A 25,758-nucleotide genomic window follows, 5' to 3' on the forward strand; every position below is an offset into this window, starting at 1 on the left:
GAGATAGGTCGTGTTTCACATGGATAAAAATCGTTCTAGTTGAGAAGTGTTTTTTGTCGAATAAAAAAATTTGGTAATATTCATGTATCATGTGATAATTGTGAATAGTCGGACTGGGGGAACTTGAAATTCCGGCAAATCACTAGATAGAGAAGAGGGTGAACGCAGTGAAGAAAGGCAAGAAGCTATTATCCATCCTATTTTCTTCCTCACTGGTCCTGAGCGGCATTGCGGCGGTTCCAGCGACAGGGATGGCCAAGTCAAAGGACAAGCCGCCGCTTGAAGTGGATTTGTCCACAGTGAACATGGATCGTTTGGTTAAAGCCTTGATCGACCAAGGTGAAATCGACGAGGACGCCGACCAGGAAGAGATCAACAAAGCTGTGGAGAAGTTTTTGAGAGACAAGAAAGTTCCCCACGGCATTGATGACTCCAGCTCCTTCGGGAAAAAAGCAAGCAAAACCCAGCTTTCGGCAGTATCAAAGGCAGCAAGCAAAGTATCCAAGCTCAAAGATGACAAGCAAGTGCGCGCTTCCAAGCGGGTACATACGGATAATCTGGTGATTGCCCTGGTCGAGTTCAATGATCTGGAGCACAACCAGGTGCCAAAACAAAGCGATTCCTTGTGGACGGCAGACTTCGACCAAAAGCACTACGAGGAAATGCTGTTCGATCGTAAAGGCTATACGACTCCTGAAGGGATAAGCATGACCACGATGGCCAAGTACTACTACGAGCAATCGGGTGAGACATGGACCGTGGATGGGGTTGTCACTCCGTGGTTGACTGCCGAAAAAGATAAGAAATTCTACGGTGGAAACGATGAAAACGGCAACGATGCCAACCCACGCGATCTGGTCGTCGAGACACTGGAATCTGTAGGGGATGCCATCAAGGGTCATGAAGAAGAATACGACCAACGCGACCCGTATGACTTGGATGGAGACAGCGATCTGATGGAGCCGGATGGCATGCTGGACAACCTGATGCTGGTTCACTCCGGTATTGGTGAAGAGACTGGGGAAGATGCGGATGCGATCTGGTCTCACCGCTGGACTCTGAAAAAGCCGACAGAAATTCCAGGCACCAGCCTGAAAGCTTACGACTACATGATTCAGCCTGAAGATGGCGCACCCGGCGTATTCGCACATGAATACGGACACAACCTGGGACTGCCAGATCTGTATGACACGACAAGACTGGGACATGATTCGCCGGTTGGCGCATGGTCGCTGATGTCTTCCGGAAGCCATACAGGTAAGATCTTCCAAACCCAACCAACCGGATTTGATCCTTGGTCCAAAATGATGCTGCAGGAAATGTATGGGGGCAAGTGGATTGAGCCGCAAGTCATCAATTACGGAGACCTGAAAAAACGGAAAAAGCAGGCTTCGCTCTACGATGGCAGCAGCCTCGATGAAGATGGCAAAGTCATCAAGCTGAATATGCCGCAAGTAGAGAAGACACCGCCGGTTCAACCGAAAGACGGCGATTATTCTTACTTCTCCGATGAGGGCGACAATCTGAACACGAAGATGACTTCGGAAGTGATCGACCTGACAGGCGCCAGCTCCGCATCGATGAGCTTCGACTCCTGGAGAGCGATCGAGACCGGGTACGACTACCTGTACGTGAACGTGATTGATGTCGACTCAGGTGAGAGCACAACAGTAAAAGAGTACGATGACGAAACCAAAGGCTGGGATAAGGAAGAAATCAGCCTGAACGATTTCGCTGGCAAAAAGATTCAAGTCGAGTTCAACTACGTGACGGATGGCGGCTTGGCGATGTCCGGCTTCTATCTGGATAATTTTGCAGTCACAGCAGACGGCGAAGTAGTCTTCTCGGATGATGCAGAAGGCGACCAGGGATCCGATTATCGCGAGAAGTTCCTATACTTTCTAGAGAATAGGAACTTCGGAATAGGAACTTCGATATCAAAGGGCGAATTCCAGCACACTGGCGGCCGTTACTAGTGGCGTAGTCGATGCGCATCAGGAAGTTCGTTACTGGAATAACGATGAGGGCAACGAGGAGGCCATTGCCGACTCCCGTTACCAAGTGAACGATGCGGCATTCAGCCCGAACAAAACCTCCGGCATGGATCTCGACTACATTCTCGGCACGATGGATTACGAGCCGCTGAAAGGCATTACCGTATTCAAAGACAGTGATGATTACACGATGCCGGAAGTTCCGGAAATCGGAAAAATCCTGCCGAAGATCGGTCTGCAAATCAAATTAATTCGTGTGTCCAAGAAATTCACGAACGCACAGGTCGAGTTCTCCATCAAAAAATAAGAGGTCAATCGCAGAGGAGGATACAGCGCCCATCCGCGGGCTTGTATCCTCTTTTGCATTTCTTTACGAATCGCTTTTACGAATCTAGCAGCCTTTCCGCATCCTGCTCCAATTGATAGGTAACAGCTTGTTTTTTTGATAGCCTATGGCATGTCTTCCTTTCTCTCATATAATACAGCATCCAAAGAGAAGACATGTTTCGCAGTCTGCCTAGTAAATAGATGGAATGGCACCAAAAAATAAGATGAAATGTTCCCCCCTGCTGCGGCAGGGGGTTTTTGCTGAGAGTGATTGGCCAAAATCAACTGAGCGAAGGGCTTGGTCATTGGTCTAAGCCCGGATTTTTCGCAATAGGTTATATCAATGAACGACAAGCTGCCAAAAGGAATCGCGTGAAAAGGAGACAACCATTTGAACGAGCACAAACGAGCCTTCGCGACTCGGCGGCTGGGGGGGAATGGTACATGCTGCACATTGTCGCTTGTATTAAACAAGTGCCGGACACGAAGATCATCAAAATGAATCCGAAGACCAACACGATGGATCGTGCAAGTGCACCCGCGATCCTAAACCCGTATGATGCGCATGCGGTCGAGGAAGCAGTGAGGCTGAAGCATAGGTATGGCGGTGTGGTCTCCGTCGTGACGATGGGACCGCCGCCAGCAGTCAAGGCGATACGGAAGTGCATCGAGATCGGGGCTGATGCCGGCTACCTGATCACCGACAGGGCTTTTGCCGGGGCGGATACACTCGCTACGAGCTATGCAATCACCAAGGCGATTGAAAAGATATCTGAGACGCAGCCTGTAGACCTGGTGATTTGCGGCAAGATGACGATCGACGGAGACACAGGGCAGGTAGGCCCGGGCATCGCGAGGAGACTTGATATTCCCCCGCTGACCAGTGTCAAAAAAGTCGTGGAAGTGAACAAGGCGGAAGGATACGCGATCGTCCACCGCAAGCTGGAGGATGGCTACGAAGTCATTCAATCCTCTTTGCCGTGTCTCTTTTCCGTGGAAAAGGAAATCAACGAAGTCCCGTATTCGCCATTGCCCAATATGCTCAGGGCTGCTCGCTACAACCCCGTCATATGGGCAGTGGATGATCTGGGGGAAATCGACCGGACCCTTCTCGGCCTAAAAGGCTCGCCAACGATTGTGGCAAAGGTATGGCCGCCAGAAAAGCCAAAAGGGGGAGAGATGCTGGACGGTTTGCCGAAGGAGCAGGTGTCGCGCCTCATGGAGATCCTGCAGGAGAAACAACGATTGTTCCGTGTTAAGGAGGGGCAGGTATGAATCTGGAGGAATATTGCGGCATCTGGGTGTACTTGGAGGTGAACGATGGGAGGATTGCGCCAGTATCCCTTGAGCTTTTGGGGGCAGGGCGCCAGATGGCAGACAAAAGGGGCGTGCCTCTCGCCGGCCTCTTGATCGGTGATGGCGTGAGGGAGCTTGCCAAGACTGTCTTTCCTTATGGCGCAGACCAGGTCTACGTGTACGATGAGCCGATTTTTCACGATTACCGGACAGAATCCTACATGCGTGCCGTCATTGAATGCGTGAACAAGCACAAACCGGAAATCATTCTGTACGGAGCGACTTCTACAGGAAAGGACCTGGCGAGCGCAGTCGCTACAGACCTCGAGACAGGACTCACAGCAGATACGACGATGCTCGATGTCAATGCAGAAACAGGTCTTTTGGAAGCCAGCCGACCTGCGTTTGGCGGCAATATCATGGCGACCATCCTATGCAAGAAGCATCGTCCGCAGATGGCGACGGTCCGTCCAAAAGTGATGAAGGCATTGGAAGCGGATCCTTCCCGAACGGGGGAAATCTTCGAAGAAAGGATCTCGCTGAAGGAAGATGACATCCGTACGAAAGTGCTGAAGATCGTCCGAGAGACCAAGGAGAAAGTGCGGCTGGATGAGGCGGATGTGATCGTTGCTGGCGGAAAAGGACTCGGCAGCAAGGAAGGCTTTGCCCTGATCCACCGCTTTGCAGAGAAGATCGGGGCCACGGTGGGGGCCAGCCGGGATGCCGTCGAAGCCGGATGGATCGACCATGCGCATCAGGTTGGGCAGACGGGAGTGACCGTCACGCCGAAAATTTATTTCGCCATCGGAATATCGGGAGCGATTCAACATTTGGTCGGGATGCGAAATTCCGGACTGATCATTGCAATCAATAAAGATCCAGACGCGCTCATTTTCCAATCGTGCCACTACGGAATTGTAGGCGATGCTTTTGAAATCGTGCCTTTATTAATGGAAGCGTTTCAAACGGAGCCGGACAGGGAGGTACAATATGGCGGAAAAGTTTGATGTGATTGTGGTCGGAGCAGGTCCGGCGGGCACAGCATGCGCTTACACATTGGCCAAAAAGGGCGTGAATGTTCTGCTGATGGAGCGGGGAGAATACCCAGGCTCCAAAAACGTGATGGGAGGCGTTTTGTACCGCAAGACGATGGAGGATATCATCCCGGGTTTTTACAAGGAAGCGCCTGTAGAGCGGCCCATCGTCGAGCAGCGGTTCATGATGCTGGATAAAGAATCGGCGGTCAATTTCAGCTACAAAGGGATGGAATGGGCGCAGGAGCCGTACAACAACTTCACCGTGCTCCGCGCAAAATTCGATCAATGGTTTGCCGATAAAGCAGTGCAGGAGGGAGCTCTGCTCCTCAATGAGACGGTTGCGCTCGAATGCATCATCGAAAATGGCAAAGTCGTAGGGATCCGCACTGACCGACCGGATGGGGATGTGTATGCGGATGTAGTCGTCCTGGCTGACGGCGTCAATTCGCTCCTCGCCAAGTCGCTTGGCTTTCACAAGGAGTTCCGCCCAGACGAGGTTGCCCTCGCGGTAATGGAGGTACTGAAGCTGGACCGGAAAATCATCGAGGACCGCTTCAATCTGGAGGGTGACCATGGCTGTACGATCGAGATTTTTGGCGACTCGACCAAAGGAATCCTCGGTACGGCCTGGCTGTATACCAACAAGGACAGTTTGAATATCGGCGTCGGGACGATGCTCTCCGGGCTGATCAAAAACAAGATCAAGCCGTATGAGCTCTTGGATTACGTGAAAAATCACCCGATGATTCGTCCGTACATTCAAGGGTGCGAGCAACAGGAATACTTGGCGCATCTCATCCCCGAGGGCGGCTATCGCTCGATGCCCAAAGTGGTGGGGAACGGGGTGATCGTGGTAGGTGACGCCGCTCAATTGGTCAATGCGATTCACAGGGAAGGCTCCAACATGGCGATGGCTTCTGGCGTTATGGCCGCAGAAACGATCATGCAGGCGCGTGAGGCCGGAGATTTTTCAGAGCGCATGCTTGATTCCTACCGCACGAATCTGTTGAATAGCTTCGTGGGGCAGGACCTTAAAAAATACAAGGATGCCACTCATCACTTCGAGAAGTTCCCGCAGTACTTCGAGCAGTACATTCCCATGGTGAACAAGGCAGCCAGCCAGATGTTCACCGTGGACGGCACTTCCAAATGGACCAAGCAGAAAAAGATCTGGAGCGAGCTTGGGACTGCCAAGGAAAAATGGAAAATGGCTCGCGATCTGATGAATGCATGGAGGGTGATGAAGTGATGTCAGATATCCCCAAAGGGCAGTCGATCGAAGAAAAACAATACCTGGTCCGTTTCAAGGCCGATACGCAGTCACATCTGCACGTACTCAGTGCAGATGTTTGTGCAACCCAATGTCCCGATAAGCTATGTACCATTTTTTGCCCGGCTGAAGTATACAAATGGGAAGAGGTGCGGATGCATGTGGGATACGAAGGGTGTCACGAATGCGGAAGCTGCCGGATTGGCTGTCCCTATGAAAACATCAAGTGGGAGTACCCAAAAGGCGGTCACGGAATTATCTTCAGACTCGGTTAATGGGCGGGGATGTGCCATGATCCAGGAGGGCGACAAAGTCGTTTTTCTCAAAGATGGAGTTCGGGGAATTGTCATCCGTGTCGAAGAAGACCGTTGCCATGTTTTATGGGAGGATGAGTTTGTCAGCTGGGAGAAGAAAGAGTGGCTGCGACTGGAGCCGATGGAAAAGAAAGAACAGCGGGAGTAGTTCGCCCGCTGTTCTTCAGATTCGAGAGGTCACCGAAGCTCGTAAGGCAATGGCAGCGCCTTTTGCCCCGTGATTCGGTAACAGCCCAGGATCGGCTGTGGTGATGCGAGGGATAAGATGAGGTATGCTGCATCTGTATAATAGGCGTACGCTATGTCCTCAAGGGAAGGAACGGGAGGCGCTGTGGGATGAGAGTGATAGATCCCCACCAGCGTCTCGCCTTTTAGCGCCATCCTTTGAAAAACCTTTTGAATGTGACGAGGGTCCATAGCAAAGGCTACGGGGCTCTTTTCAATGTTTTCCATTCGCCAGATGGTTTCCGCACAACCGCTTCTCCCGGAAAGAAGTCCACAGGCTTCTGCGGGGCGTTCTTCCATACAGTGTCTGACCATCTCCTGCCAGATTGAATGGGAAATCAGGAATGAGCTACTGTGATGATTAGCCTTGCCAGCGCCTGCCGCAGCATCCCCCGGAAGTTCTGGGTTGCACGTAAGGCTGGACATTTTGGACTGGGCTGTTTTTTGGCAGCGGAGTCATGGGACGCGGCTGTTGAGCCATGGGTCTTGTCGTGGGTTGCTGTATGGGGCGGACTGGCATTTGCTGACGATATTGCTGATAGTAAGCGCGTAGTTGTTCGGGTGTCATGGTATTCCCTCCCTTTTGTACTGTACTATGTTTTATTCATGGAGCAGTCTCATGGGAACGGCATTCGCACATCGGCTGCACATCACCGAAACGGATTGAATGTATTTCCGTTATTCGCGTGAGGTGGCAATGGAAAGTTCGCAGGGATGGAGTTCGAAGTTTGCTGGATCGGTTTCGCAGTCTGCTGGATCGGTTTCGCAGGTAGCGCCTGCTGAGTATTGACTGGGGTTCCCTGAGGAGAATAGGAACTTGGCATCTGGCTCAGCATTTTGTTCGCTCGGGCTTCTTTATGCGTGAAATCTTTGATGGCCTGTTTGTATTTCTCCTCCTTGTCTTGCAGCTCTTTTACCAGCTGCTTGAGTCCATCCACCGTCTTTCTAAGGACCTTCTCCTGTGTTGCTACCTGCTCCAGCTCTTTTTCTTTGGCACGCATTTGCTGCTGATGCTGCTGCTCTTTTGCACTTGTTTGGCCGAGCAATTTCTGATAACGATCCTCTGCCTCCTGCGCATTCGAGAGAGCCTCAGACAGGTGCTTGATTTTTCGCTCGTATTCATCTGATTTGTGCTGCTCTTCTTCCAGTTGTTTTTGGATCGTCACCATTTTTTCGTTCCATTCGGACTGTGCTGTCAAGGCGAGCTGCAGTTCTTCATCACGTTTGTCGAGGGCGAGTTTCCACTCCTGAGCCTTGTTTTCCCACTGTGAAGCGGCTTCGAGCTGCAGAGTAATCGCTGCAAGCTGCTGGGAAGTCGTTTCGAGCTCTTGATGCAGATGCGTTTCTCGCTGTTGGGCAGCTTCAAGCTGTTCCACAGTCGAATCGAGTTGTTTGGAAGCATCCTCCAGCTCCTGGAGCAGCTGCGCTTCACGTTGCTCGGCCGCGTTGAGCTGTTCCGTAGCCGCATCGAGCTGTTGGGAAGCATCTTCCAGCTTCTGGAGCAGCTGCGCTTCACGTTGCTCGGCCGCGTTGAGCTGTTCCGTAGCTGCATCGAGCTGTTGGGAAGCAGCCTCCAGCTCCTGAAGCAGTTGCGTTTTTTGTTGCTCGGCAGCATCGAGCTGTTCCAAAGTCGCTTCAAGCTGCTGAGAAGCAGCCTCTCGCTCTTGGATGAGTTGCGTTCCGCGTTGCTCCGCCGCCTCAAGCTCTTGAGAAGCAACTTCGAGGTCTTGGAACAGCGCCGCTTCACGCTGTTGAGATGCTTCGAGCTGTTCAGCGTTCGCTTCGAGTTCTTGGGAGGCTGCTTCGAGGTCTTGGAGCAGCGCCGCTTCACGCTGTTGTGATGCTTCGAGCTGTTCCGAAATCGCTTCGAGCTCTTGGGAGGCGGCTTCGAGGTCTTGGAGCAGCGCCGCTTTACGCTGCTCGGCTGCATCGAGCAGTTCCGAAATCACTTCGAGCTGTTGGGAAGCAGCCTCCAGCTCTTGATTGAGTTGCGTTTTTTGTTGCTCGGAAGCCTCGAGCTCTTGGGAGGCGGCTTCCAGGTCTTGGAGCAGCGCCGTTTCACGCTGTTGTGATGCTTCGAGCTGTTCCGAAATCGCATCGAGCTGTCGGGAAGCAGCCTCCAGCTGGTGGATGAGTTGCGTTTCACGTTGCACCGCCGCCTCGAGCTGCTCGGAAATCACCTCTGACTGCTGGGAGGCAGCTTCGAGGTCTTGGAGCAGCTCACTCTCACGCTGTTGAGCAGCTTCGATTTGTTTAGAAGCAGTCTCGAGCTCCTGAAGCAGCTTGGCTTCACGGTTATGAGCGGCTTCTAGCTCAAGCGACACTGCTTTCAGGTTGATTTCTTGTTGTTCCTTCCAGTCCGTCTGAGAGGAGCGGGCCTCTTGAAGTTCCTCTTCCCGTTGATCGTAAGCGAGCTTCCACTCCAAAGCTTGCTGTTTCCAAGACAAACCGGCTTCCTCTAATTCGGAAAGCTCTTGAAGCAGCTGTGCATCTCGCTGGCCAGCAGCCGAAATCTGGTGTTGAGCTGCTTCGAACTTGCTCTTCCAATGATTCTCCTGTTCTTGTAGCTCGTTGATCATGATCTCTTGATCCGCTACCAGCTGGATGAGTGCTGATTCTCGTATCGTGGCGTTCTCTAGTTTCCCATGAGCTTCATCGAGCTGTTCATGAATCGCTTCAGCAGCGGGGGCGTTCTGTTCCAGCTGTCTCTGCAAGGAATGGATGATGTCCTGCCACTCAGCTTCTTTTTGCTCGTATTGCTCCAATCTGTGACGAAGGGTTTCTAGGCCTTGGTGGAGAACCGTTTCTTGCTCCTGATAACGAGTGATGACGTTATCCTTTTGTTTGTTGGCGAGCTCAATTTCGGCAGCCTGCTTCTCGTAGGCGGCAAGCTTAGCTTCCAGCTGCGTCGTCAGATTCTGATACCTTGCTTCCAGGGCCGAGAGTTGAGCCAGATGCTCTTCGTTTTGCGCCTGAAGGGCTTCTTCGTCCATTTTTGGCGTGTCCCTGGCTTCAAGCAGTTCTGCTTTGAGCTCCTCGGTAGCCTGCTTCCATCTGACTTCCCGCTCCTTGTAGGTAGCGATCGTTTTATCTCGCTGTTCCAACAGGTTTTGATGCTTTTCTACCTTATCTTTAAGCTGTTCCAGCTGGCTTTCCGTCCGGGACAGTTTTTGCTTCCATTCCTGCTCATTCACTTGCAAGGTCAGGATGGCATCGTCGTATCGATCGGCAAGCTCTTGGTGGGCTTGCTCTCTTTCCAGCAAGGCTTGCAGCTGCTCTTGCAGCTGAGCAATTTCCAAACTGTACTGGTTTGCTTTGGCTTCATAGTAGTACGCTTGTTTTTTCAACAACAGCAGTTTTTCATTTCCGCTTTTCCCTTTGCGGGTACTGCTCGCGACACTGCTGCCAGTGCTGGAGGTCCTTTTTTTGAGCACGTGTTGTCCTCCTTTTTTCATATAGGTATCCACTATAGACATATGTAACGGATCGGGATTGGTGCCTGTATGGCTCGAGGGTACTGCGCAGAGAGGAAAAGAAAAAGAAAAGACGGGAGAAGCCATGGCCTTCTCCCGCCAGAACGCATTTTGTCATGCTGATTTTGGAAATGGAATTAAGGAGTGGTGATGACGATATCTCCGAAGGTGACGCAATCGGCAACCAGAAGTTGTTCGTCCGGAACGACTGTGACCGTTGCGGAGAACACGAGAACGCCGGAGGCATCGGTCAGGGTCAGGATGATGACGTCTGGCAGTCCGAGAGCTGTTTCGGCTACTGTCAGCGAATACGTCAGTGTATCTTGAACGCCAGTGGAGGTGAACGTTCTGACACCTGTACCCGATACGGTGAGCCCTGTCAGGATCGCGATACCTGGCAGGACGGTGATGCACGTAGGCGAGCTGATGGACGTCGGCGAGAAGCTGAAACTTTGATCGCCAGGGAGTACATCAGGCAGAATATTATCAAAGAAGTTAAAGGTAAACGAGCTGCTGGACGGATCGCAAACAGGGCAGATATCTGCGATGAGCTGGATGGTTCCGACTGCGAGAGTAAGAGGAATACCGATGGATACGGAGATGTTTGGTACCAGAGCGTTCACGGATGCCTGGCAATCGCAGTTCGCTACAGGGAAGATCGGCGGGCATTGTGGCGGGAATACGAACGGCGGGCAACGGAAGGAAGGGGTTGGAGATGGAACAGGAATGCTGTTTGGACGAGGAGAGCAGAACTTGGCGAGAACTTCCAGTTTCACTTCCATTTCTACCTGGATCTCTACGCACACGATGACGTCGAGTTGGACCATGCCGCCCAGGAGGACATTTCCGGTTGGGTTGCACTCGATCGCGCTGATGCGGCAAACGATGTTGTTCTCGTCGAGTGGTTCAGGCAGGCACAACACAACTTCCTGGTCGAACTGAACGGTTGTCGTAAAATCGCACAGAGGAGTACTGTCCGCAAAAATACGAACAAGTACGTCTGCACCGAAAATGAATCGAACGACACCTACGCGAACGGTGGTTCCACTGACGACGATATTTTCGCGGCGAATGTTGACGATGTTGCAGCTAGGACCGGGCGATACCGGCTCAACGCAGGAAATGGTGATGTCTTGACCTGCACGAATGGCTGCGTCTACCAGAGCTCGACAATCGTCGGGAATGGCAACCTTGTTACGGTAGCTATTGGCGAGAACGACCCAGTCATACACCTTGTTGACGCGAATGCACTCTGGCTGCAGGTTGTTGGAAATCGGAGGAGTGGCGGTGGGCGTCGGTGTAGGGAGCTGGCGACCCTTGATGGGCTTCACTTGATTCACCGTATGAATCCTTCCTTTCCTAGGGGATTTGCTTTGCAGTTACATACTATGTGGGCAATAGGAAATTTGCTTGTCATCAAATGCCTATTTTTAGGTGATTCCCATGCTAAAACGGAATGTGGAACCGCTGGAAGAACCAGCTGTCGTCGAATTTTCTCTGGGCGAGGTAACGAATGCGCTGAGCGGCTGCTCCATGAGTCAACACGTCGTCATCGATCTCGGAGGCTTTCGCGTAGACGATGAGTTTTTTCGTAGCTGCAATCCGTGACTCGCTGAAATGACTGTAGGCCATTCTCAGCATATTGTAATAAACGTGCTCGTGTACGACGGTGTAGGGATGCGATTGTCGAAACAGATGCAAGATTTTTACGGATGGCTGTACCATGCAGGTGTAGCCAAAGAGCCACATCTTGATGGAAAACTCGATATCCTCAAATCCCCAGACACGAAAGCCCCGATCAAATCCCCCTACTTTTTGGAACACTTCCTTGGACACGAGAAAGCAGCCGCCTGGCAAGATAGCCACGGGCGAAGGCTTGTGAGGATTCGGATTCCATTTGACTCCGAGCCGCTGATCAAGGCTCTGTCCGTACCCGATCTTGTGGGGTTCAGTCATGGAGGCGATGCCTGGAGCCACCCCATCGGCTTTTTTCGTCAGGATCAGCTCCATCATGCGGTCAATCCAAAAGTTTTCGAAAGTCAAATGAGCATCGCAAAAAATGAAGTACGAGCCTCTTGCTTTATCCGCGCCGAGATTCCGTGCCGCTGCTGCGCCGATTCCCTCCGTTGTCACGAGTGTGATTTGCGGAGAATGCGGCGGCTGGGTCAGGAAATGACAGCAGTGATCAGTAGAGGCATCATCGACCACGATGACTTCATAGGCAACATTGGTTCTGCTATTGAAAAGGGAAGTTATCGTGGAGCGCACGTTGTCTCCCTCATTTTTCACCGGAATGATGATGGAGACTAGCGGTGTTTGTTGGACAGACATAGTACCACTCCTTTCTCCTTGCCATGGTATGCCGTAGGCGAAACGGTGGAACGCCAAGAACCCAAATTGGCATATCCAGCCTTTCACTCTTGCACATGGGCATTCATACAATGTGGCTGATACCGTAAGTGCCGTGAAGGAGTGACTGGGATGGAAGTCGAGGTATACTACGGTGGGCAACGTGGCGGAAGTATGCCGTACACTGCTCTGCCTGCCTTTCGTTTATTTTGCAAGCAAAATGGATTTCAGCTGAAATGGGATCCCAAAAACAAGCGGGTCGATCTGGACTCGGGCTTAAAGGGGAAAGTGTGTGTCCTTTACGCAGGAACTGCGGCAGGCGAGCAGCACCCCTATGAAAGAGAAATCGTGGAGAAGGTGCAGCGGTTTGTGTCCGAGTATGGGATGGAGATCATCGTGGGACGAAAAAACGATACCGCGGCCAACCAATCCGATGTAGCGATTCGGATCAGTATGAAAGAGATGCGCTCGCTCGAAAAAGCGAAAATCGTCTTATTCCAGCCGGAAGACAGCCGAGACCTGACCAAGTCATTGCATTCAGAATTGAAGCAGACAGGAATGACGTGTCTCATTAAAGGAAGCAAAGCGACAAAGTCAGGGGCATCGATCGTCCACCTGCAAGTACAAATTCCACAGTTTACGGAGATCTACAAGCGTAAGACCTATGGAGAGAAGATTGCCTTTTACCTCGCTTCGGGCATCTTGAATTACTTTCAGGAAGATCTCCGAATTCAGCCATTTGCCTATTTGCCGCCGAATCTGCTGAAGGTTTTCTTCGACAGTGTCTTGCTGGGACAATCGCTCACTTCTGCTCTTGGCACCAAAAACGGTCAAGAGGATCCGCGTGAGATTCTGCCAGCCGATTCATACACGAATGACATTCAGGTGCAAGAACAAGAGCTTTTGGATGCCGAGGAGTTCACTGGAGTTCTAAGGCTGGAGGAACAAACAGAGCTGGAGGAGTTAGGAGAAGAACAACTGGAGCTATCGATCCATGGTAGCCAGCCAGTCGCTGTGGATGAGGAACAGGAGACGGCGGCAAGCAGAACGCTTGATTCTCTCTTGGAGATGGACGCTGAGTGGTTCGAAGAGCAAGAAGCAGCAGAGGCCTTAGCGGATTCCGAGCCCGTCGCAGCAGAAGAGTCGTCCGAGGCTTTGGAGCCAGTGGCAGCAGAAGAGTCGCCCGAGGCTTTGGAGCCAGTCGCAGCGGAAGAGTCGTCCGAGGCTTTGGAGCCAGTGGCAGCGGAAGAGTCGTCCGAGGCTTTGGAGCCAGTCGCAGTGGAAGAGTCGCCGGAGGTTTTGGAGCCCGTCGCAGCGGAAGAGTCGTCCGAGGCTTTGGAGCCAGTGGCAGCAGAAGAATCTTCCGAGGCATTGGAGCCAGTCGCAGCAGCTGTAATGTCGCCGGAAGCTTTGGAGCCGATTGTCGCTGCAGAACCAGCCATAGCGACTGAGTCGACCTTAGCTCCCGAACCAGTCGCATCTCCCGAACCAGTCGCATCTCCCGAACCAGCCATAGCTCCCGAACCAGCCATAGCATCAGAGCCCGCCGAATTTACAGCAGCATCCGCACCGCATGCCGTGCACGCCGTTCAGGTAGAAAAAAGAATGGAAGCCGAAGTGTTTTTTGACTATACGCTGATCCACTCGGATACACCTGAGAGACCTTTCCTGCTGATCGGGACGCTGCAAGTCAAAAATACGGGAACGGAAGACCTGTACAATCCAATCGTTTGCTTGCGGGTCACGCCGCCTGACTCCATCAAAATGGGGGGGCAGATTCTCCCGCCAAAGCTCATCGAGACGTTGGCTCTTCAGGACTCGGGAGGGATGAAGGGATGGAGGTATTTGAATGACGATTGGTTCATCCATGCCCAGGAGCGCGGCGAGTATTGGATCGCGCCGATACAGCCGGTCTTGATTGCGCCGAATTCGACGGAAGCCTTTCAAAACTTCCAGATTTCCTTTTTGAAGCAGGCCGCCGGGAAGGCAGTCATGGTCGAAGGAGTCGTGCTTTGCAACGATCAGGAGGTGCACTTTTCGTCAAATAACCGGATTGCGATTTCCTTTTAAGCAAAAAACCCACCATTTCGAAAGGAAATGATGGGCTGATCTTCGCATATTATTTTTTCAGGAACATTTGTACAAACGTTTTCCCGTACGGTCCGCCATGGACGACAGCGATACCGACATAGTCATAAGAGGCGCTCATGATGTTGGCCTTGTGTCCCGAAGAATTCATAAACATCTGATGGGCGCCGCTAACGGAAGGGTTCTGCGCGATGTTTTCGGCAGCAGCCAAATAGTTGATGCCAAAGCTTTCCATCATTTGAAATGGCGAACCGTACGTAGGGGACGTGTGGCTGAAATAACCTTTATCCACCATCTCCTGCGCTTTCACACGAGCCGCCTTCGTCAGCTGCATGTCTACCTGATAAGGAGCCAGTCCTTTACTGGTGCGTTCCTTGTTGACGAGCTGCACCATCTCTTTTTCATCTGCTGTCAGTTCAGATGGCAATGGAACCTCTGCACTTGGGGGTTGGACCGATCCAGAGTTTTGACCCCCATTGTTTTGCGATGGAGGAGTGGATGGCTTGGACGGAGTTGTGCCTGAGTTCGATTGATCTTTATTGTTTTTGTACTGTTCTGATATCGTACTGTATGTCTTGCTGTCGGCTTCCCCAGTCAACGTTTGCTTATTGCGGGATTGGAACAGCATCACGGCAAATCGGGTGGATTCATCGTACGATCCGGTAGAAGTCACCTTATAGCCGAGAGCAGCGAGCATTTTTTGCAATTCCTTGACACGTTCGCCAGTGGAGCCGAGCTTCAGTGTGGCTGTTTGGGTTTGATCACTTGGCTTGGGGGAGGTGTCAGGTTTGGTTACAGGCTTTTTGGAAGCATCGTAGACCTGCTTCAGCTTGTTGTACGTAGCGAGATTCACCACGCCCGTTTGCTTCAGCTTGTACTTTTTCTGGAATTTTTTTACGTTGGAGGCGGTATAGCTGTTATACAGCTTGTCCACTTTCAGCTTGTAGTCAAATTTCAATGCATCGAGCATTTTTTCTACTTCCAACACCCGTGTATTGTTCATGCCCTTTTTCAGAGGAGTAAATGCAGTCGTTGCGGCATATGCTGATTGTCCGATCATGGTGAAAGTGACGGACAGGGAAAGGATTGCTGCAATCTTCGTAACATTGCGATTCATGACATCACGCCTTTCACTGGTTTGTCGTGACCAATGGTAGCAAAGGATGGCGGCGAATGGAAAGGGATAAATATTGGAAAGGGATGGAGAGCAGATGTTTGACCTCACATGGATTGACTTGACCATACTGGTGCTGGCTTGCTTCCGTCTCACCCATTTGATCGTGTTTGACGAAATTACAGCCTTCCTGCGCGATCCCTTTATTTCGGTGACGTATGAGACAGATGCATCCGGGCAGCTAGTGCGTCAAGTTGATTTTAAAGGAGGAGCAATTCGCAGCTGGATCGGCAGGCTGCTCAGTTGTTATTGGTGCGTGGGTATATGGGTGGCATTGGCCATCGTCCTCTTGTATTTGTATGTACCGGCCGCGTATCCGATCATCCTTTTGCTCGCGATCGCAGGAGCAGCGGCCGTCATCGAAACCAGACTGTACATGGGCTGACGATCAATTGCGAAAGGCTCGATAAACGATAGCTTCTTCGTGACTGAGGGGCAGCACGTCTTCGGCCATATAGCCGCCAACACGCATGTTATCGATTTGGGGCAAGGCAGGCGTGTTCGTACTGGTGGAAGAAATATCGATTCGGTGCGTCAAGCTACGGGGATCGAGCGGGATTTCCAGGGCAAAGAGGGCTTTTGAGACGGTAAACGACTTCGCCATCATCCCGTTCACCAGCGCGGTGAGCGTAAACGCCTTTGGCAACTGCATGGGGACACCGGGAATCTTGCCTTTCACCAGCAGGAATTGTGCCGGAGCGGCAGGATCCGACTCCATGGTAATTCGCAGGATAGGGGGAGCCCAAAGATCCCTGTACCGATTCATTCCGGTGATGCGGGATGAGTTGGAACGGAGAGTCTTGAGCTGCCTCAGCAAATCGATGACACCCATGCCTCGGTATTGCGGGAGGTAGGACACCCAGCCTGGGGGAATCGAAGAGTAATTCTTTGCGAGAGATTTCAGCACTTCGGGTACTCCGACCGAGTGCCACTGCGTAGCCGATTTGCAGGCGCCGTGGATGCGGGCACTCGCCAAGAACTCTGCGACAAATCCGATTGGGTACGCCTTGGAGATTCGCATCCATAGTTCATAGTCCATGCAAAACTGGAGTCTTTCATCGACGCCTCCCATTTGGCGAAACACATGCGTGCGGATGAAGGCGGTTGGCTGGCAGATCACGCAGGATTGATACAAGGATCTTGCATCGGCTTTTTCAGACGGGTAAGCACTGTAGGCTGTACCGGACTCATCGATAACCTGACCGCGGCCGTGAAGCATGCCCCAGGCAGGATGCTGCTGGAAGGCATGGACAGCTTTGCGAATGGCCCCAGGCAAATACGTATCGTCCGAGTTGAGCCAGCCGATGATTTCCCCCCTCGCCATGGAAAGCCCTTTGTTGATGGCATGAGACTGCCCGTTATCTGGTTCCGATATAAAACGAAAACGTGGGTCTCGCTGCGCATACTCTTGTAAAATAGAAAGGGTCTGATCAGTGGACCCCCCGTCTACGACAATGTGTTCGAGATGGGGATAGTCTTGGCTCAAGATGCTATCTATCGTTTCGCGGATGAACTTTCCTTGATTGTAGGAGGGCGTAATTACGCTCACTAAAGGCAGCGGTGAAAGAGACAACGGAAACACTCCCTTACGTGAAGTCAACACGAGCATAAACGTGCTACCTACAGATTATGTACAAGGGCTCCATTCTGCATCGGGGTGGTCGCCCGATTTTCCAGCAACGATCCAGAGGAAAGGGAAAAGAGAAAGGTGCACAGGCAGTCGAAAGCTGTGTGCACCTTTTTCGTATGTCCGGCTATAAATAATCCGGAACCAATCCTGGGTTGCGGTAAATTCTCAGCAGCTCCGCATAGGCCTCCGGATCCATTTCACTAGCTGGAATGGCTCGTGCCACCAGGCTGATCCGTCCACCTTCATAGCCGCCAAGCGATCCGGACGGAATGGTGCGGATCGATTCGGGGATGGGCTCAAACATGGTGCCGCTCAGCATTTCCATCAGGCAAGGAACGGTCGGCAGCCACCAGGTGGTGATGTCCGGATAAAGTCGATTCTGTTTGCCGGGGGGGCCGTTGTACACCATCATGGACTGGTTCATGTCCAAAATGCAGGCGGTCTCCAGCAGCAAATGCCCGCCTGTTTTCAAGACGCTCCTGCTTTGGGACAAGGTCCACATCGGATCGCGCAGGTGGTACAGCAGCCCGAGATGCTGAACGATGTCAAACTTGTTGTTGTAAATCTGATGGGGAAAAGGCAAGGGTACGGTGATGTCGTCCATCAGGAGGACCTGCAGCCCTTCCCAGAGCTTGTAGGGAGTGATGTTGTAAAAAGGCACGACCTTGCTCTGCAAAATGTTTTTGCAGAATTCGAAATTCGAATAAAGCAGATGCAGGCAATCCGTCGCCACTACCAAGCTTGCGCCGAGCCGCTCGGCCTCAAAGGACCACATGCCATCAAAGCTGGCGAGGTCCAGCACTCGTTTTCCCGCGTAGGAGAGATGTCCCCGAGATTGGCGAGTCATGTTCCACAAATCGGATAACTGCTCGATCCCTGGAGTCACAATGCCTGGCCGCAGCTGAATTTTATGATACCAGGCGCGTTTTTTGATCTCCTGGAGTATTTCTTCATTTGTCCAGTACCTTCCCAATTTCTCGTTGCCCCCTCGGTTTCGGCGATGTTGAAAATCGTGAGAATTTGTTGCCCTATACCATATGTACAAGGTCTTCTCAGGGAAACGGTATAGAAACATTATTTTTGTCCCATTTATGTACATGCCGGAAAACCTCTCATGCATGCTGACAATTGTCCGGTTCTCCTTGCCAGCAAAAGACATAGAGTAATGCGAGGAAAGAGGAAAGTGTCGGGAGGCGTATTCAGATGTCTTTACCCATTGTTTTCATTCATCGGGGGGATGATGATTATCTTGCCTATGCTTTGGCGCAGGCTAGGTCGAGCAATCCTCATTCTCCGATTTTTTTACTAGGAAAGCCGATCAATCAGCCGTTCGCGCAGAATGGGGTCATTCATGTCATGATGGACGACTACATGGAGCCGGCAGCGAATTTTGCAAAAGTATACAAGCATATTCACTACATGCCGTACGAGTACAATTTGTTCTGCTTTCAGAGGTGGTTTGTTCTCCGTGATTTCATGCGGAAGCATAACTTGCCGAAATGCTGTTATCTCGATTCAGATGTCATGCTATACACCGACGTGAACCAACCGCATTTTGAGTCATTCTCCATGGAGTTCGTCTGGACCAATTTCATCGAGTTGCAGCGTCTTGAGCGTTTTTGCGCATATGTCACAGCCCATTTCGAAGACTTGGGGTTGTTTGGGCAGGTTGTGTCATTTGCCCATAAAAGCAAGGATCATGTCAGGTTCGGCATGCCGCTTATCACGGACATGGTGCTTAGTGTGATGTACCTGAGGCAATTCCGGGGATATCGATGGACGCACGGTCTGTATCATGACGGCTTCTTTGACGGAAACATCCAGCAGCCATTTATGACGGAGAGTCACGACGGAAACAAGAAAGTCTATTTGAAGGATGGCGCCCTCTATTGCAAAGACAGACAGTCCAGCCGTGATCTGAAGCTCTATACGCTGCACTTTCAAGGGGATATCATGAAAAACTATATGAAATTTTTCTACTCTCCCTCCTTTGCGCAAAGTGGAGTCTTTTACTTTGATTACCAAAGGGCGAAATGGGTACCCGTAAACTAGATTGGAAAGGAGTCTGGTGCCTTTTGCACCGGGCTTTTTGCTGTGGGCATCTATCATCCCTACCCTAGTGAATCGACCATTTTAGTGGGACAGTAGAGCATCCATTCACGATACGCATATGATGAGGGAAGCAACGAGATTAATGGACTGAGGTGGCCTGAGTGAAACTGATATTACTATCGGGTGGTTCAGGAAAAAGGCTGTGGCCGCTCTCCAATGATGTCAGATCCAAGCAGTTTCTAAAAGTGCTCCACAATCCGCAGGGGGAACAAGAAGCGATGGTCCAGCGAGTCTGGAGGCAGCTGGCTGAGACGAATTGGCCTTCGCCTGTGTACATTTCCTCTAGCGATGCACATGTGGATCTGATTCACAGTCAACTGGGGGAAGACGTTTCGCTCATCATCGAACCAGAGAAGCGAGATACGTTCCCCGCTATCTCCTTAGCTGCTTCCTTTTTGCATACATGCGAAGGCGCCAGCCTTGATGAGATAGTCATCATCATGCCAGTGGATGCGTACGTGGAGCTGTCTTTTATGGAAAAAATGAAGGAGCTGGAGAATGTACTGCGTCTATCAGGAGCAGACCTAGCATTGATCGGGGTTACCCCTACCTACCCTTCTACCAAGTACGGCTACATTGTCCCTCGCAAAGCAAAGGAAGAGCGCAAGGAAAGCCCGCTTTACTACGAAGTGCACTCCTTCAAGGAAAAACCGTCAACAGAGAAGGCCAAAGATTTGCTCGAACGGCAGGCATTCTGGAACTGCGGGGTGTTTGCTTTCCGGCTCGGTTATCTGATACGGGAGCTAGCCGAAAAAAATTGGCCGACGGATTATCACGTGCTTTTGCAGCAATACGGAAAGCTTCCCAAAATCAGCTTTGATTACGAGATCGTAGAGAAAGCAGAAAAGGTAGTAGTCGTTCCCTATTCTGAGAACTGGAAGGACTTGGGCACGTGGAACACATTAACCGAAGAAATGAACGTGGAAGCAGTCGGGCGAGTGCACCTCGATGAAAGCTGCTCCAACACGCATGTTTTGAGCGAGCTGGACATTCCTGTCGTCACGATCGGTCTCGCGAATACGGTAGTCGCAGCCAGTCCGGACGGGATTCTCGTAGCCGCAAAAGAAAAGAGTCATCTGGTCAAGGATATCGCAATGGACTGGAATCACCGACCGATGTATGAAGAAAAGCGATGGGGCTGGTATCACGTCCTCCACTTCCAAAAAACGGAAGAAAAGGGAGAAGTGCTCACGAAGCGTCTGCACATTCATGCGGGGAAAAATCTCAGCTACCAATACCATCACAAGCGCAGCGAGGTATGGATGGTCGTCAGCGGAGAGGGAGAATTCATTCTCGATGATCAGCTGCGATTCGTGGGACCCGGCGATGTTTTGGAAATTCCCGTGGGGGCCAAGCACTCCATCCGAGCCTTGAAAGATTTGGAATTCATCGAGGTGCAGATGGGAAGTCAGCTCATCGAAGAGGATATCGTTCGACTCGGGATGACTTGGCGGGAAATCATAGAGCAAGTTGCGAATCCGTACCAGCCAAAACGTGATGCCCATGATTGATGCGAGCTTTTGGAAAAACAAAAAAGTGCTGATCACAGGGCACACAGGGTTTAAAGGATCGTGGCTGTGCCTGTGGCTTCATGCACTGGGAGCAAATGTCACAGGATTTTCATTAGCGCCTCCGACGACACCTAGCCTTTTTGAATGCGCTGGCGTCGAGAAGCTCGTGCATTCCATCATCGGTGACGTCCGCTCGCAGGAACGGGTGCAAGAGGCGATTTTTCAAGCGAGACCGGATATCGTCATCCACATGGCGGCTCAGCCACTCGTGAGGTATTCGTATGCACATCCCGTGGAGACTTTTTCGGTGAATGTGCTGGGAACCGTCCACGTATTGGAGGCCGTGCGCGAAGCCGTCGACAGCGGGATTGCGATCCGGGCAGTGATCAACGTAACGACGGATAAATGCTATGAGAACAAGGAATGGAGCTGGGGGTACCGGGAGAATGATCGGCTTGGGGGTTTTGACCCTTATTCGAACAGCAAAGCGTGCAGCGAGTTGGTGACCATGAGCTACCGCCATTCTTTTTTTCCTGCCGGCTCCTACACAAGTCACCGGGTAGCACTCGCCTCAGCCAGGGCGGGCAATGTCATCGGAGGCGGAGATTGGGCGCAGGATCGGTTAATCCCTGATTGCATTCGAGCCATAAAAGAAGGCCGGAAAATCAAGATTCGCAATCCAGGTGCAATCCGACCCTGGCAGCATGTGCTGGAGCCGCTCCGAGGCTATCTGATGCTCGCCCAAAAAATGTGGGAGGAAGGCAGTGCGTTTGCACAGAGCTGGAACTTCGGCCCAGAGGATGGCGATGCAAAGCCGGTCGAATGGTTGGTTGAAAAGCTGTGCGCAAGCTGGGGAGAAAGTCCAGGCTGCGAGAGGGACACGGATTCCACCTGGCATGAAGCCCATTACTTGAAGCTGGATTGTTCGCTGGCCAAAAGCCTGCTGGGATGGAAGCCTCTATGGTCGATCGAGCAGGCACTAGACAGGGTCGTGGAGTGGAATCAGGCGTACCTGCGGGGAGCGGATATGCGGGCGGTTAGCCTCACCCAAATCGAGCGGTTCATGCGAGAGGCAGCCGGGTAACGGCGGAGACAAGGAAGGAGTGAAGGACGAATGAAGGTGGTCATACTTGCCGGAGGGTATGGCACGAGAATCGGGGAGGAGACCCACATCAGGCCAAAGCCCCTGATCGAGATCGGCGACAGGCCGATCATCTGTCACATCATGTCCCACTACTCGAGGTACGGCTACAATGATTTCATTATTTGCCTGGGATACAAGGGGTACATGATCAAAGAGTACTTTGCCCATTACTTTCTCCACCACTCCGATGTGACGTTCGATTTTCGCCATGACAACCAGGTTCTCTATCACCATCATACGACTGAGCCTTGGAAAGTGACCTTGATCGATACGGGGAAAGATACGGCAACTGGAGGCAGGGTCAAACAAATCCAAAAGTACATCGGGAACGAACCGTTCATGCTCACATACGGGGATGGCGTCTCCAATGTGAACATAGAGAAACTGGTGGAGTTTCACCGAAGCCATAAAAAGCTGGCGACTATCACTTCGACGCAGCCCCCGGGCAGGTTCGGGGCGCTCGAAATGACAGGTGATGGCGCAGTGACGGGTTTTCACGAGAAGCCGAGAGGAGACGGGGGCTGGATCAACGCTGGCTTCTTTGTGCTGGAGCCAGGCGTGTTTGATTACATTTCAGGCAATGACACCGTACTGGAGAAGGAGCCGCTGGAAGGGCTGGCTCGGTCCTCGCAGCTGATGGCCTACAAGCATACCGGATTCTGGCACCCGATGGACACTTTGCGGGACAAAAATTACCTGGAAGAGCTGTGGAAATCCGGTAAGGCCGAGTGGAAGCACGGATCGTAACGCATACAGGCATATTGAGGGGGGAATGCTGCGGTGTTGAACGAAAACAGCGAGGAATTGTTTGCTTCCATTCGTCCGGGGGATATCGCGATCGACTGCGGAGCAAACGTGGGAGAAGTCACGCAGAAGCTGGCGGATAAGGGAGCGTTTGTCTTTGCCTTTGAGCCGAATCCGTTTGTATATCAGACCTTGTGGGAGCGATTCAAGGGCTACCCCAATGTGGTATGCATCAACAAAGGGGTCTGGCATGAAAATTATCAGCTGCGCCTCTACTTGCATCAAAATTACCAGCTCGATCCTGTGGGGTCAGCGTATGCGTCCTCCATTCTGGCGCAGCATCCCGTCACGGACACAAGCAAATTTGTCGTTGCGGAGATCATTGACCTGACGCAATTTATCGACAGCTTGAATCGCGATATCAAGCTGGTCAAGATCGATATCGAAGGTGCCGAATTCGAGCTGCTGGAGAAAATGGTGGCCAAGGGGCAGCACCTCCGGATCGAGAAAATCGTCGTGGAAAATCATGAATGGCTGATCGAGCATCTCAGGCCGATCGCAGCCAATTTCCGCAAGCTTATGGCAGAGCAGCAGATTCACAATATCGACCTGAACTGGGTGTAAACCGTGATCGTGCTCATGACAGGAGCGACAGGTTTCTTGGGGAGTCATCTTGCCAAGGCGCTGCTGTGGGACGGTCACAAAGTCGTGATCCTGAAGAGGAGCAGCTCCGACTGCTCGCGGATTTCCGAGATATTGCCGCAGCTCCATACATGCGATGTGGACAACGACACATGGATAGAGCAGCTCGAGGCATACGGAGCCTTCGATGCGATCATTCACACGGCAACGAGTTACGGCCGCCAGGGCGAGAGCTTCGCCGAGCTGGTCCAAGCGAATGTGGTGTTTCCGTTGCGGCTTCTTGAGTTGGCGCCTCGTCTTGGGGTCTCCCTATTCCTGAATACCGACACTTTTTCTCGTGCTCCTTCCGTGCTCCCCTCCCATCTGTCAGGCTACAATCTCACCAAGAAGCAGTTTCTCGATTGGGGAAAGATGCTGGCGCAATCGTCTCCTCTACGTTTTCGCAACATGCGTCTGGAGCATGTGTACGGTCCCTTTGACAGAGAGAACAAATTTGTTCCGTTCGTCATCCGAAGCTGTCTTCGTCAGGATGGAGAGCTCGCGCTTACAGCTGGGGAGCAAAGACGTGATTTTATTTACGTGGATGATGTGGTCTCGGCTTTTCGGACTGTGCTGACAAGAACGGTTGACGAAGAACCTTTTGCAGAGTATGAGGTAGGGACCGGGGTGGCGACCTCCGTCCGTGATTTCGTCATGCTGGTTCACAAGCAGACAGCATCCCGAACGAAGCTGTGCTTTGGAGCGCTTCCTTACGCTGACCATGAAATCATGCTGTCCCAGGCGAGTACGTCCCCTTTGGAGAAGCTGGGCTGGTCCCCACAGGTGGGGCTAGCGGAAGGAATCCGCAAGATCATGGAGCAGGAAAAAACGAGCCGGTAGGAGAGAAGCGCTCTTTACCGGCTTTTTCCTTTTGCGCGCGGGTATGCAACAAATAAAAAAGCACAGCCCAAAAGAGGCCATGCGGTGTCACGTTCAGACGAGAAATGTTTTGTTGGTGCAAAACAAGTCAGCGTGGAAAGGCTTCATTTCATCCAGCAGCTGATTGTAGTTGTTGATTTTCACAATCGTGTCGTCTCTTTTCAAAATGTAGATGTGCGAAAACAGTTTTTCCAACAGGACGTACAGAACCAGCGGGTGCCGGTTGAAATTGTCTTGTATGCTTTCGGGGTTAAACTCAATGATCAAGTCGGGATTCCATTTTCGAAGCGTGTTCAAGGCGCTTTCCAAGACGGTGTATTCAGAGCCCTCCACGTCCAGTTTAATCAAGTCGACGCGAGGGATCAGGTTTTGATCCATCCAGTCGTCCAGACGCACGCAGCTGATATGCTGGTTGGACCGGGCAGCCATATTCGTATCTTGGGGAATGAAGGACCAGCCGCCCCCGCGGGCATCCTCGTGGAAGTGGATGGTTCCATTCCGGTCGAACACCCCGAGATGGAGAGGCTCGATATTGTTGATCTGGTTTTCTGCGATGTTCTTCACCAAATACGCATAATTGATGTCGGATGGTTCAAATGCGTATACCTTTCCTTCACGTGCCAAATAGCTGAGCGCGAGTGAAATGGTCCCGATGTTCGCGCCAATATCCAGGCAGATGAAATCAGGCTGGACGATATTTTTCAGTGGGTGAAGAACGTAATGCTCGTAATACCCTTTTTCCGTTTCGATGAAGTGCAGGACACTTTGGTCTGATTCGCTTCCATAAACGGTAAATGACTTCTCGTCAAAGGGCAGGAGAAATTCTACTTTTTTCAAAGAGCTTGCCGCTCCTTCCGCAGGTTTGCAAATGCGGATGATGTCGTTCATCACATGGAACGACATGTCGGGGCGCAGCTGATGAACAAATTCTTTCAGCTGTGCAATGGTCGGATAGTCCTTCAGGAAGGAATTCGGGCCGATAAAGCACCGTGCATCATCGATGAGGATGACATGATTGTCAACAGGGTGCCGCAGGATCGCTTGCAGCTCCTGCAGGATGGGGGTATCGACATCTCCACGCGCTGATTCGGGCGACAGCGGAACGTAGTGCCCATCCAACCAAAAAAGGCAAGGCTCCGTTATGGATTCCAACATACTCGGCAATACACGTCCGCTGTCTCCTTGGAGAATGGTGATTTGGGCATCAGAAGCGAAGCGGTTTTTGGCAGCCTGGTACAGCTTCGGATCCAGCTCGATCGAGGTCAGCTTGTCAAATGAGGGCTTCATCCGGTGGACCATATCTCCCTTGAATGTCCCGGTCTCGATAAAATGGCGTACGTTGCGACCTTTGGCGTAAAACTGAATCGTCGATGCTTTCAGCTGCACGGTGGACATCTCATGCATCCAGAAGTCCCAGGTCTCCTGATCAGTCAGTGCATAGGGCACTTTCAGCTCCGATCTCCACGACTTCACAATCTCTTTCATCCGTGACATGGTAGATCCTCCTCCT

General features: G+C 51.8%; 23 protein-coding genes. 15 read left to right on the plus strand and 8 right to left on the minus strand.

All coding sequences use genetic code 11. The features are described 5' to 3' along the window. Positions 1-167: 167 nt before the first annotated feature. The 7 genes from JNE38_RS09400 (at position 168) to JNE38_RS09425 (ending at position 6,386) form a co-directional block, all read left to right on the plus strand. Positions 168-1,976, plus strand: a complete 1,809-nt coding sequence (locus tag JNE38_RS09400) for an immune inhibitor A domain-containing protein (protein ID WP_238933602.1) — start codon at positions 168-170, stop codon at positions 1,974-1,976. Then, positions 1,960-2,301: an immune inhibitor A domain-containing protein gene (locus JNE38_RS31130; RefSeq protein WP_238933711.1), complete on the plus strand. Its 342-nt coding sequence runs from the start codon at positions 1,960-1,962 to the stop codon at positions 2,299-2,301. The genes JNE38_RS09400 and JNE38_RS31130 overlap by 17 nt, the downstream gene beginning before the upstream one ends. 464 nt (positions 2,302-2,765) lie before the next feature. Then, the gene (locus tag JNE38_RS09405; RefSeq protein WP_203356313.1) at positions 2,766-3,596 is read left to right on the plus strand and encodes an electron transfer flavoprotein subunit beta/FixA family protein; all 831 of its coding nucleotides are present in this window, start codon (positions 2,766-2,768) and stop codon (positions 3,594-3,596) included. Next, a complete protein-coding gene (locus JNE38_RS09410) occupies positions 3,593-4,624 on the plus strand; it encodes an electron transfer flavoprotein subunit alpha/FixB family protein (protein WP_203356314.1) in 1,032 nt (343 codons plus the stop codon). Before JNE38_RS09405 ends, JNE38_RS09410 begins: the two co-directional genes overlap by 4 nt. Next, positions 4,608-5,903, plus strand: a complete 1,296-nt coding sequence (locus JNE38_RS09415; protein ID WP_203356315.1) for an FAD-dependent oxidoreductase — start codon at positions 4,608-4,610, stop codon at positions 5,901-5,903. Before JNE38_RS09410 ends, JNE38_RS09415 begins: the two co-directional genes overlap by 17 nt. After that, positions 5,903-6,199, plus strand: a complete 297-nt coding sequence (locus tag JNE38_RS09420) for a ferredoxin family protein (protein WP_203357483.1) — start codon at positions 5,903-5,905, stop codon at positions 6,197-6,199. The genes JNE38_RS09415 and JNE38_RS09420 overlap by 1 nt, the downstream gene beginning before the upstream one ends. Further along, positions 6,084-6,386 (plus strand): hypothetical protein, encoded by a 303-nt coding sequence (locus JNE38_RS09425; protein ID WP_203357828.1) that lies wholly within the window; start codon positions 6,084-6,086, stop codon positions 6,384-6,386. The genes JNE38_RS09420 and JNE38_RS09425 overlap by 116 nt, the downstream gene beginning before the upstream one ends. Positions 6,387-6,415: 29 nt before the next feature. Here JNE38_RS09425 and JNE38_RS09430 read toward each other — a convergent pair whose 3' ends face one another. The 4 genes from JNE38_RS09430 to JNE38_RS09445 form a co-directional block, all read right to left on the minus strand. Further along, a complete protein-coding gene (locus JNE38_RS09430; protein ID WP_343071692.1) occupies positions 6,416-6,805 on the minus strand; it encodes a M67 family metallopeptidase in 390 nt (129 codons plus the stop codon). Positions 6,806-7,113: 308 nt separating this feature from the next. Next, on the minus strand, positions 7,114-9,897 hold the full coding sequence (locus JNE38_RS09435; protein WP_203356317.1) for a coiled-coil domain-containing protein: 2,784 nt from the start codon (positions 9,895-9,897) through the stop codon (positions 7,114-7,116). Between the two features lie 176 nt (positions 9,898-10,073). Further along, complete coding sequence (locus JNE38_RS09440; RefSeq protein WP_203356318.1) at positions 10,074-11,276, minus strand: BMQ_0737 family morphogenetic spore coat protein; 1,203 nt, start codon at positions 11,274-11,276, stop codon at positions 10,074-10,076. Positions 11,277-11,382: 106 nt separating this feature from the next. Next, a complete protein-coding gene (locus JNE38_RS09445) occupies positions 11,383-12,267 on the minus strand; it encodes a glycosyltransferase family 2 protein (RefSeq protein ID WP_203356319.1) in 885 nt (294 codons plus the stop codon). Positions 12,268-12,417: 150 nt separating this feature from the next. On the opposite strand from JNE38_RS09445, the gene JNE38_RS30580 reads away from it, so the two are divergent. Then, positions 12,418-14,355 (plus strand): hypothetical protein, encoded by a 1,938-nt coding sequence (locus JNE38_RS30580; protein ID WP_238933604.1) that lies wholly within the window; start codon positions 12,418-12,420, stop codon positions 14,353-14,355. 49 nt (positions 14,356-14,404) lie between these two features. Here JNE38_RS30580 and JNE38_RS09455 read toward each other — a convergent pair whose 3' ends face one another. Beyond that, positions 14,405-15,490, minus strand: a complete 1,086-nt coding sequence (locus JNE38_RS09455) for a peptidoglycan-binding protein (RefSeq protein ID WP_203356320.1) — start codon at positions 15,488-15,490, stop codon at positions 14,405-14,407. Positions 15,491-15,584: 94 nt separating this feature from the next. Here JNE38_RS09455 and JNE38_RS09460 point away from each other — a divergent pair, with 94 nt between their 5' ends. Further along, positions 15,585-15,932 carry a DUF1360 domain-containing protein gene (locus JNE38_RS09460; protein WP_203356321.1) on the plus strand — a complete coding sequence of 116 codons (348 nt, stop codon included), beginning with the start codon at positions 15,585-15,587 and terminating at the stop codon, positions 15,930-15,932. A 3-nt stretch (positions 15,933-15,935) separates the two neighbouring features. Here the strand turns inward: JNE38_RS09460 and JNE38_RS09465 are convergent, their stop codons facing one another. Then, entirely contained in the window at positions 15,936-17,129 is a 1,194-nt protein-coding gene (locus JNE38_RS09465; protein ID WP_238933712.1) for a glycosyltransferase family 2 protein, read from the minus strand. A 172-nt stretch (positions 17,130-17,301) separates the two neighbouring features. Further along, complete coding sequence (locus JNE38_RS09470) at positions 17,302-18,150, minus strand: DUF1698 domain-containing protein (RefSeq protein ID WP_203356323.1); 849 nt, start codon at positions 18,148-18,150, stop codon at positions 17,302-17,304. 230 nt (positions 18,151-18,380) lie between these two features. On the opposite strand from JNE38_RS09470, the gene JNE38_RS09475 reads away from it, so the two are divergent. The 6 genes from JNE38_RS09475 (at position 18,381) to JNE38_RS09500 (ending at position 24,209) form a co-directional block, all read left to right on the plus strand. Continuing rightward, the gene (locus JNE38_RS09475; RefSeq protein WP_203356324.1) at positions 18,381-19,229 is read left to right on the plus strand and encodes a hypothetical protein; all 849 of its coding nucleotides are present in this window, start codon (positions 18,381-18,383) and stop codon (positions 19,227-19,229) included. Between the two features lie 161 nt (positions 19,230-19,390). Further along, positions 19,391-20,800 carry a sugar phosphate nucleotidyltransferase gene (locus tag JNE38_RS09480; protein WP_203356325.1) on the plus strand — a complete coding sequence of 470 codons (1,410 nt, stop codon included), beginning with the start codon at positions 19,391-19,393 and terminating at the stop codon, positions 20,798-20,800. After that, complete coding sequence (gene rfbG / locus JNE38_RS09485) at positions 20,793-21,884, plus strand: CDP-glucose 4,6-dehydratase (protein ID WP_203356326.1); 1,092 nt, start codon at positions 20,793-20,795, stop codon at positions 21,882-21,884. Before JNE38_RS09480 ends, rfbG begins: the two co-directional genes overlap by 8 nt. 30 nt (positions 21,885-21,914) lie before the next feature. Then, complete coding sequence (rfbF, locus tag JNE38_RS09490) at positions 21,915-22,691, plus strand: glucose-1-phosphate cytidylyltransferase (RefSeq protein WP_203356327.1); 777 nt, start codon at positions 21,915-21,917, stop codon at positions 22,689-22,691. A 33-nt stretch (positions 22,692-22,724) separates the two neighbouring features. Beyond that, positions 22,725-23,312 (plus strand): FkbM family methyltransferase, encoded by a 588-nt coding sequence (locus tag JNE38_RS09495; RefSeq protein WP_203356328.1) that lies wholly within the window; start codon positions 22,725-22,727, stop codon positions 23,310-23,312. A 3-nt stretch (positions 23,313-23,315) separates the two neighbouring features. Continuing rightward, positions 23,316-24,209, plus strand: a complete 894-nt coding sequence (locus JNE38_RS09500) for an NAD-dependent epimerase/dehydratase family protein (RefSeq protein ID WP_203356329.1) — start codon at positions 23,316-23,318, stop codon at positions 24,207-24,209. 93 nt (positions 24,210-24,302) lie between these two features. On the opposite strand, the gene JNE38_RS09505 is transcribed toward JNE38_RS09500, so the two are convergent. Next, entirely contained in the window at positions 24,303-25,742 is a 1,440-nt protein-coding gene (locus JNE38_RS09505; RefSeq protein ID WP_203356330.1) for an FkbM family methyltransferase, read from the minus strand. Positions 25,743-25,758: the final 16 nt, after the last annotated feature.

Origin of the sequence: Brevibacillus choshinensis (genome assembly GCF_016811915.1) — a bacterium.
Classification (GTDB): Bacteria; Bacillota; Bacilli; order Brevibacillales; family Brevibacillaceae; genus Brevibacillus; species Brevibacillus choshinensis_A.

What these genes read in the sequence shown, in the direction of transcription:
- JNE38_RS09505 (WP_203356330.1), bottom strand. Translation starts at nt 25,742, where the DNA reads ATGTCACGGATGAAAGAGATTGTGAAGTCGTGGAGATCGGAGCTGAAA.
- JNE38_RS09410 (WP_203356314.1), top strand. Translation starts at nt 3,593, where the DNA reads ATGAATCTGGAGGAATATTGCGGCATCTGGGTGTACTTGGAGGTGAAC.
- JNE38_RS09425 (WP_203357828.1), top strand. Translation starts at nt 6,084, where the DNA reads ATGTGGGATACGAAGGGTGTCACGAATGCGGAAGCTGCCGGATTGGCT.
- JNE38_RS09460 (WP_203356321.1), top strand. Translation starts at nt 15,585, where the DNA reads ATGTTTGACCTCACATGGATTGACTTGACCATACTGGTGCTGGCTTGC.
- JNE38_RS30580 (WP_238933604.1), top strand. Translation starts at nt 12,418, where the DNA reads ATGGAAGTCGAGGTATACTACGGTGGGCAACGTGGCGGAAGTATGCCG.
- JNE38_RS09475 (WP_203356324.1), top strand. Translation starts at nt 18,381, where the DNA reads ATGTCTTTACCCATTGTTTTCATTCATCGGGGGGATGATGATTATCTT.
- JNE38_RS09420 (WP_203357483.1), top strand. Translation starts at nt 5,903, where the DNA reads ATGTCAGATATCCCCAAAGGGCAGTCGATCGAAGAAAAACAATACCTG.
- JNE38_RS09445 (WP_203356319.1), bottom strand. Translation starts at nt 12,267, where the DNA reads ATGTCTGTCCAACAAACACCGCTAGTCTCCATCATCATTCCGGTGAAA.
- JNE38_RS09415 (WP_203356315.1), top strand. Translation starts at nt 4,608, where the DNA reads ATGGCGGAAAAGTTTGATGTGATTGTGGTCGGAGCAGGTCCGGCGGGC.
- rfbF (WP_203356327.1), top strand. Translation starts at nt 21,915, where the DNA reads ATGAAGGTGGTCATACTTGCCGGAGGGTATGGCACGAGAATCGGGGAG.
- rfbG (WP_203356326.1), top strand. Translation starts at nt 20,793, where the DNA reads ATGATTGATGCGAGCTTTTGGAAAAACAAAAAAGTGCTGATCACAGGG.
- JNE38_RS09455 (WP_203356320.1), bottom strand. Translation starts at nt 15,490, where the DNA reads ATGAATCGCAATGTTACGAAGATTGCAGCAATCCTTTCCCTGTCCGTC.
- JNE38_RS09405 (WP_203356313.1), top strand. Translation starts at nt 2,766, where the DNA reads ATGCTGCACATTGTCGCTTGTATTAAACAAGTGCCGGACACGAAGATC.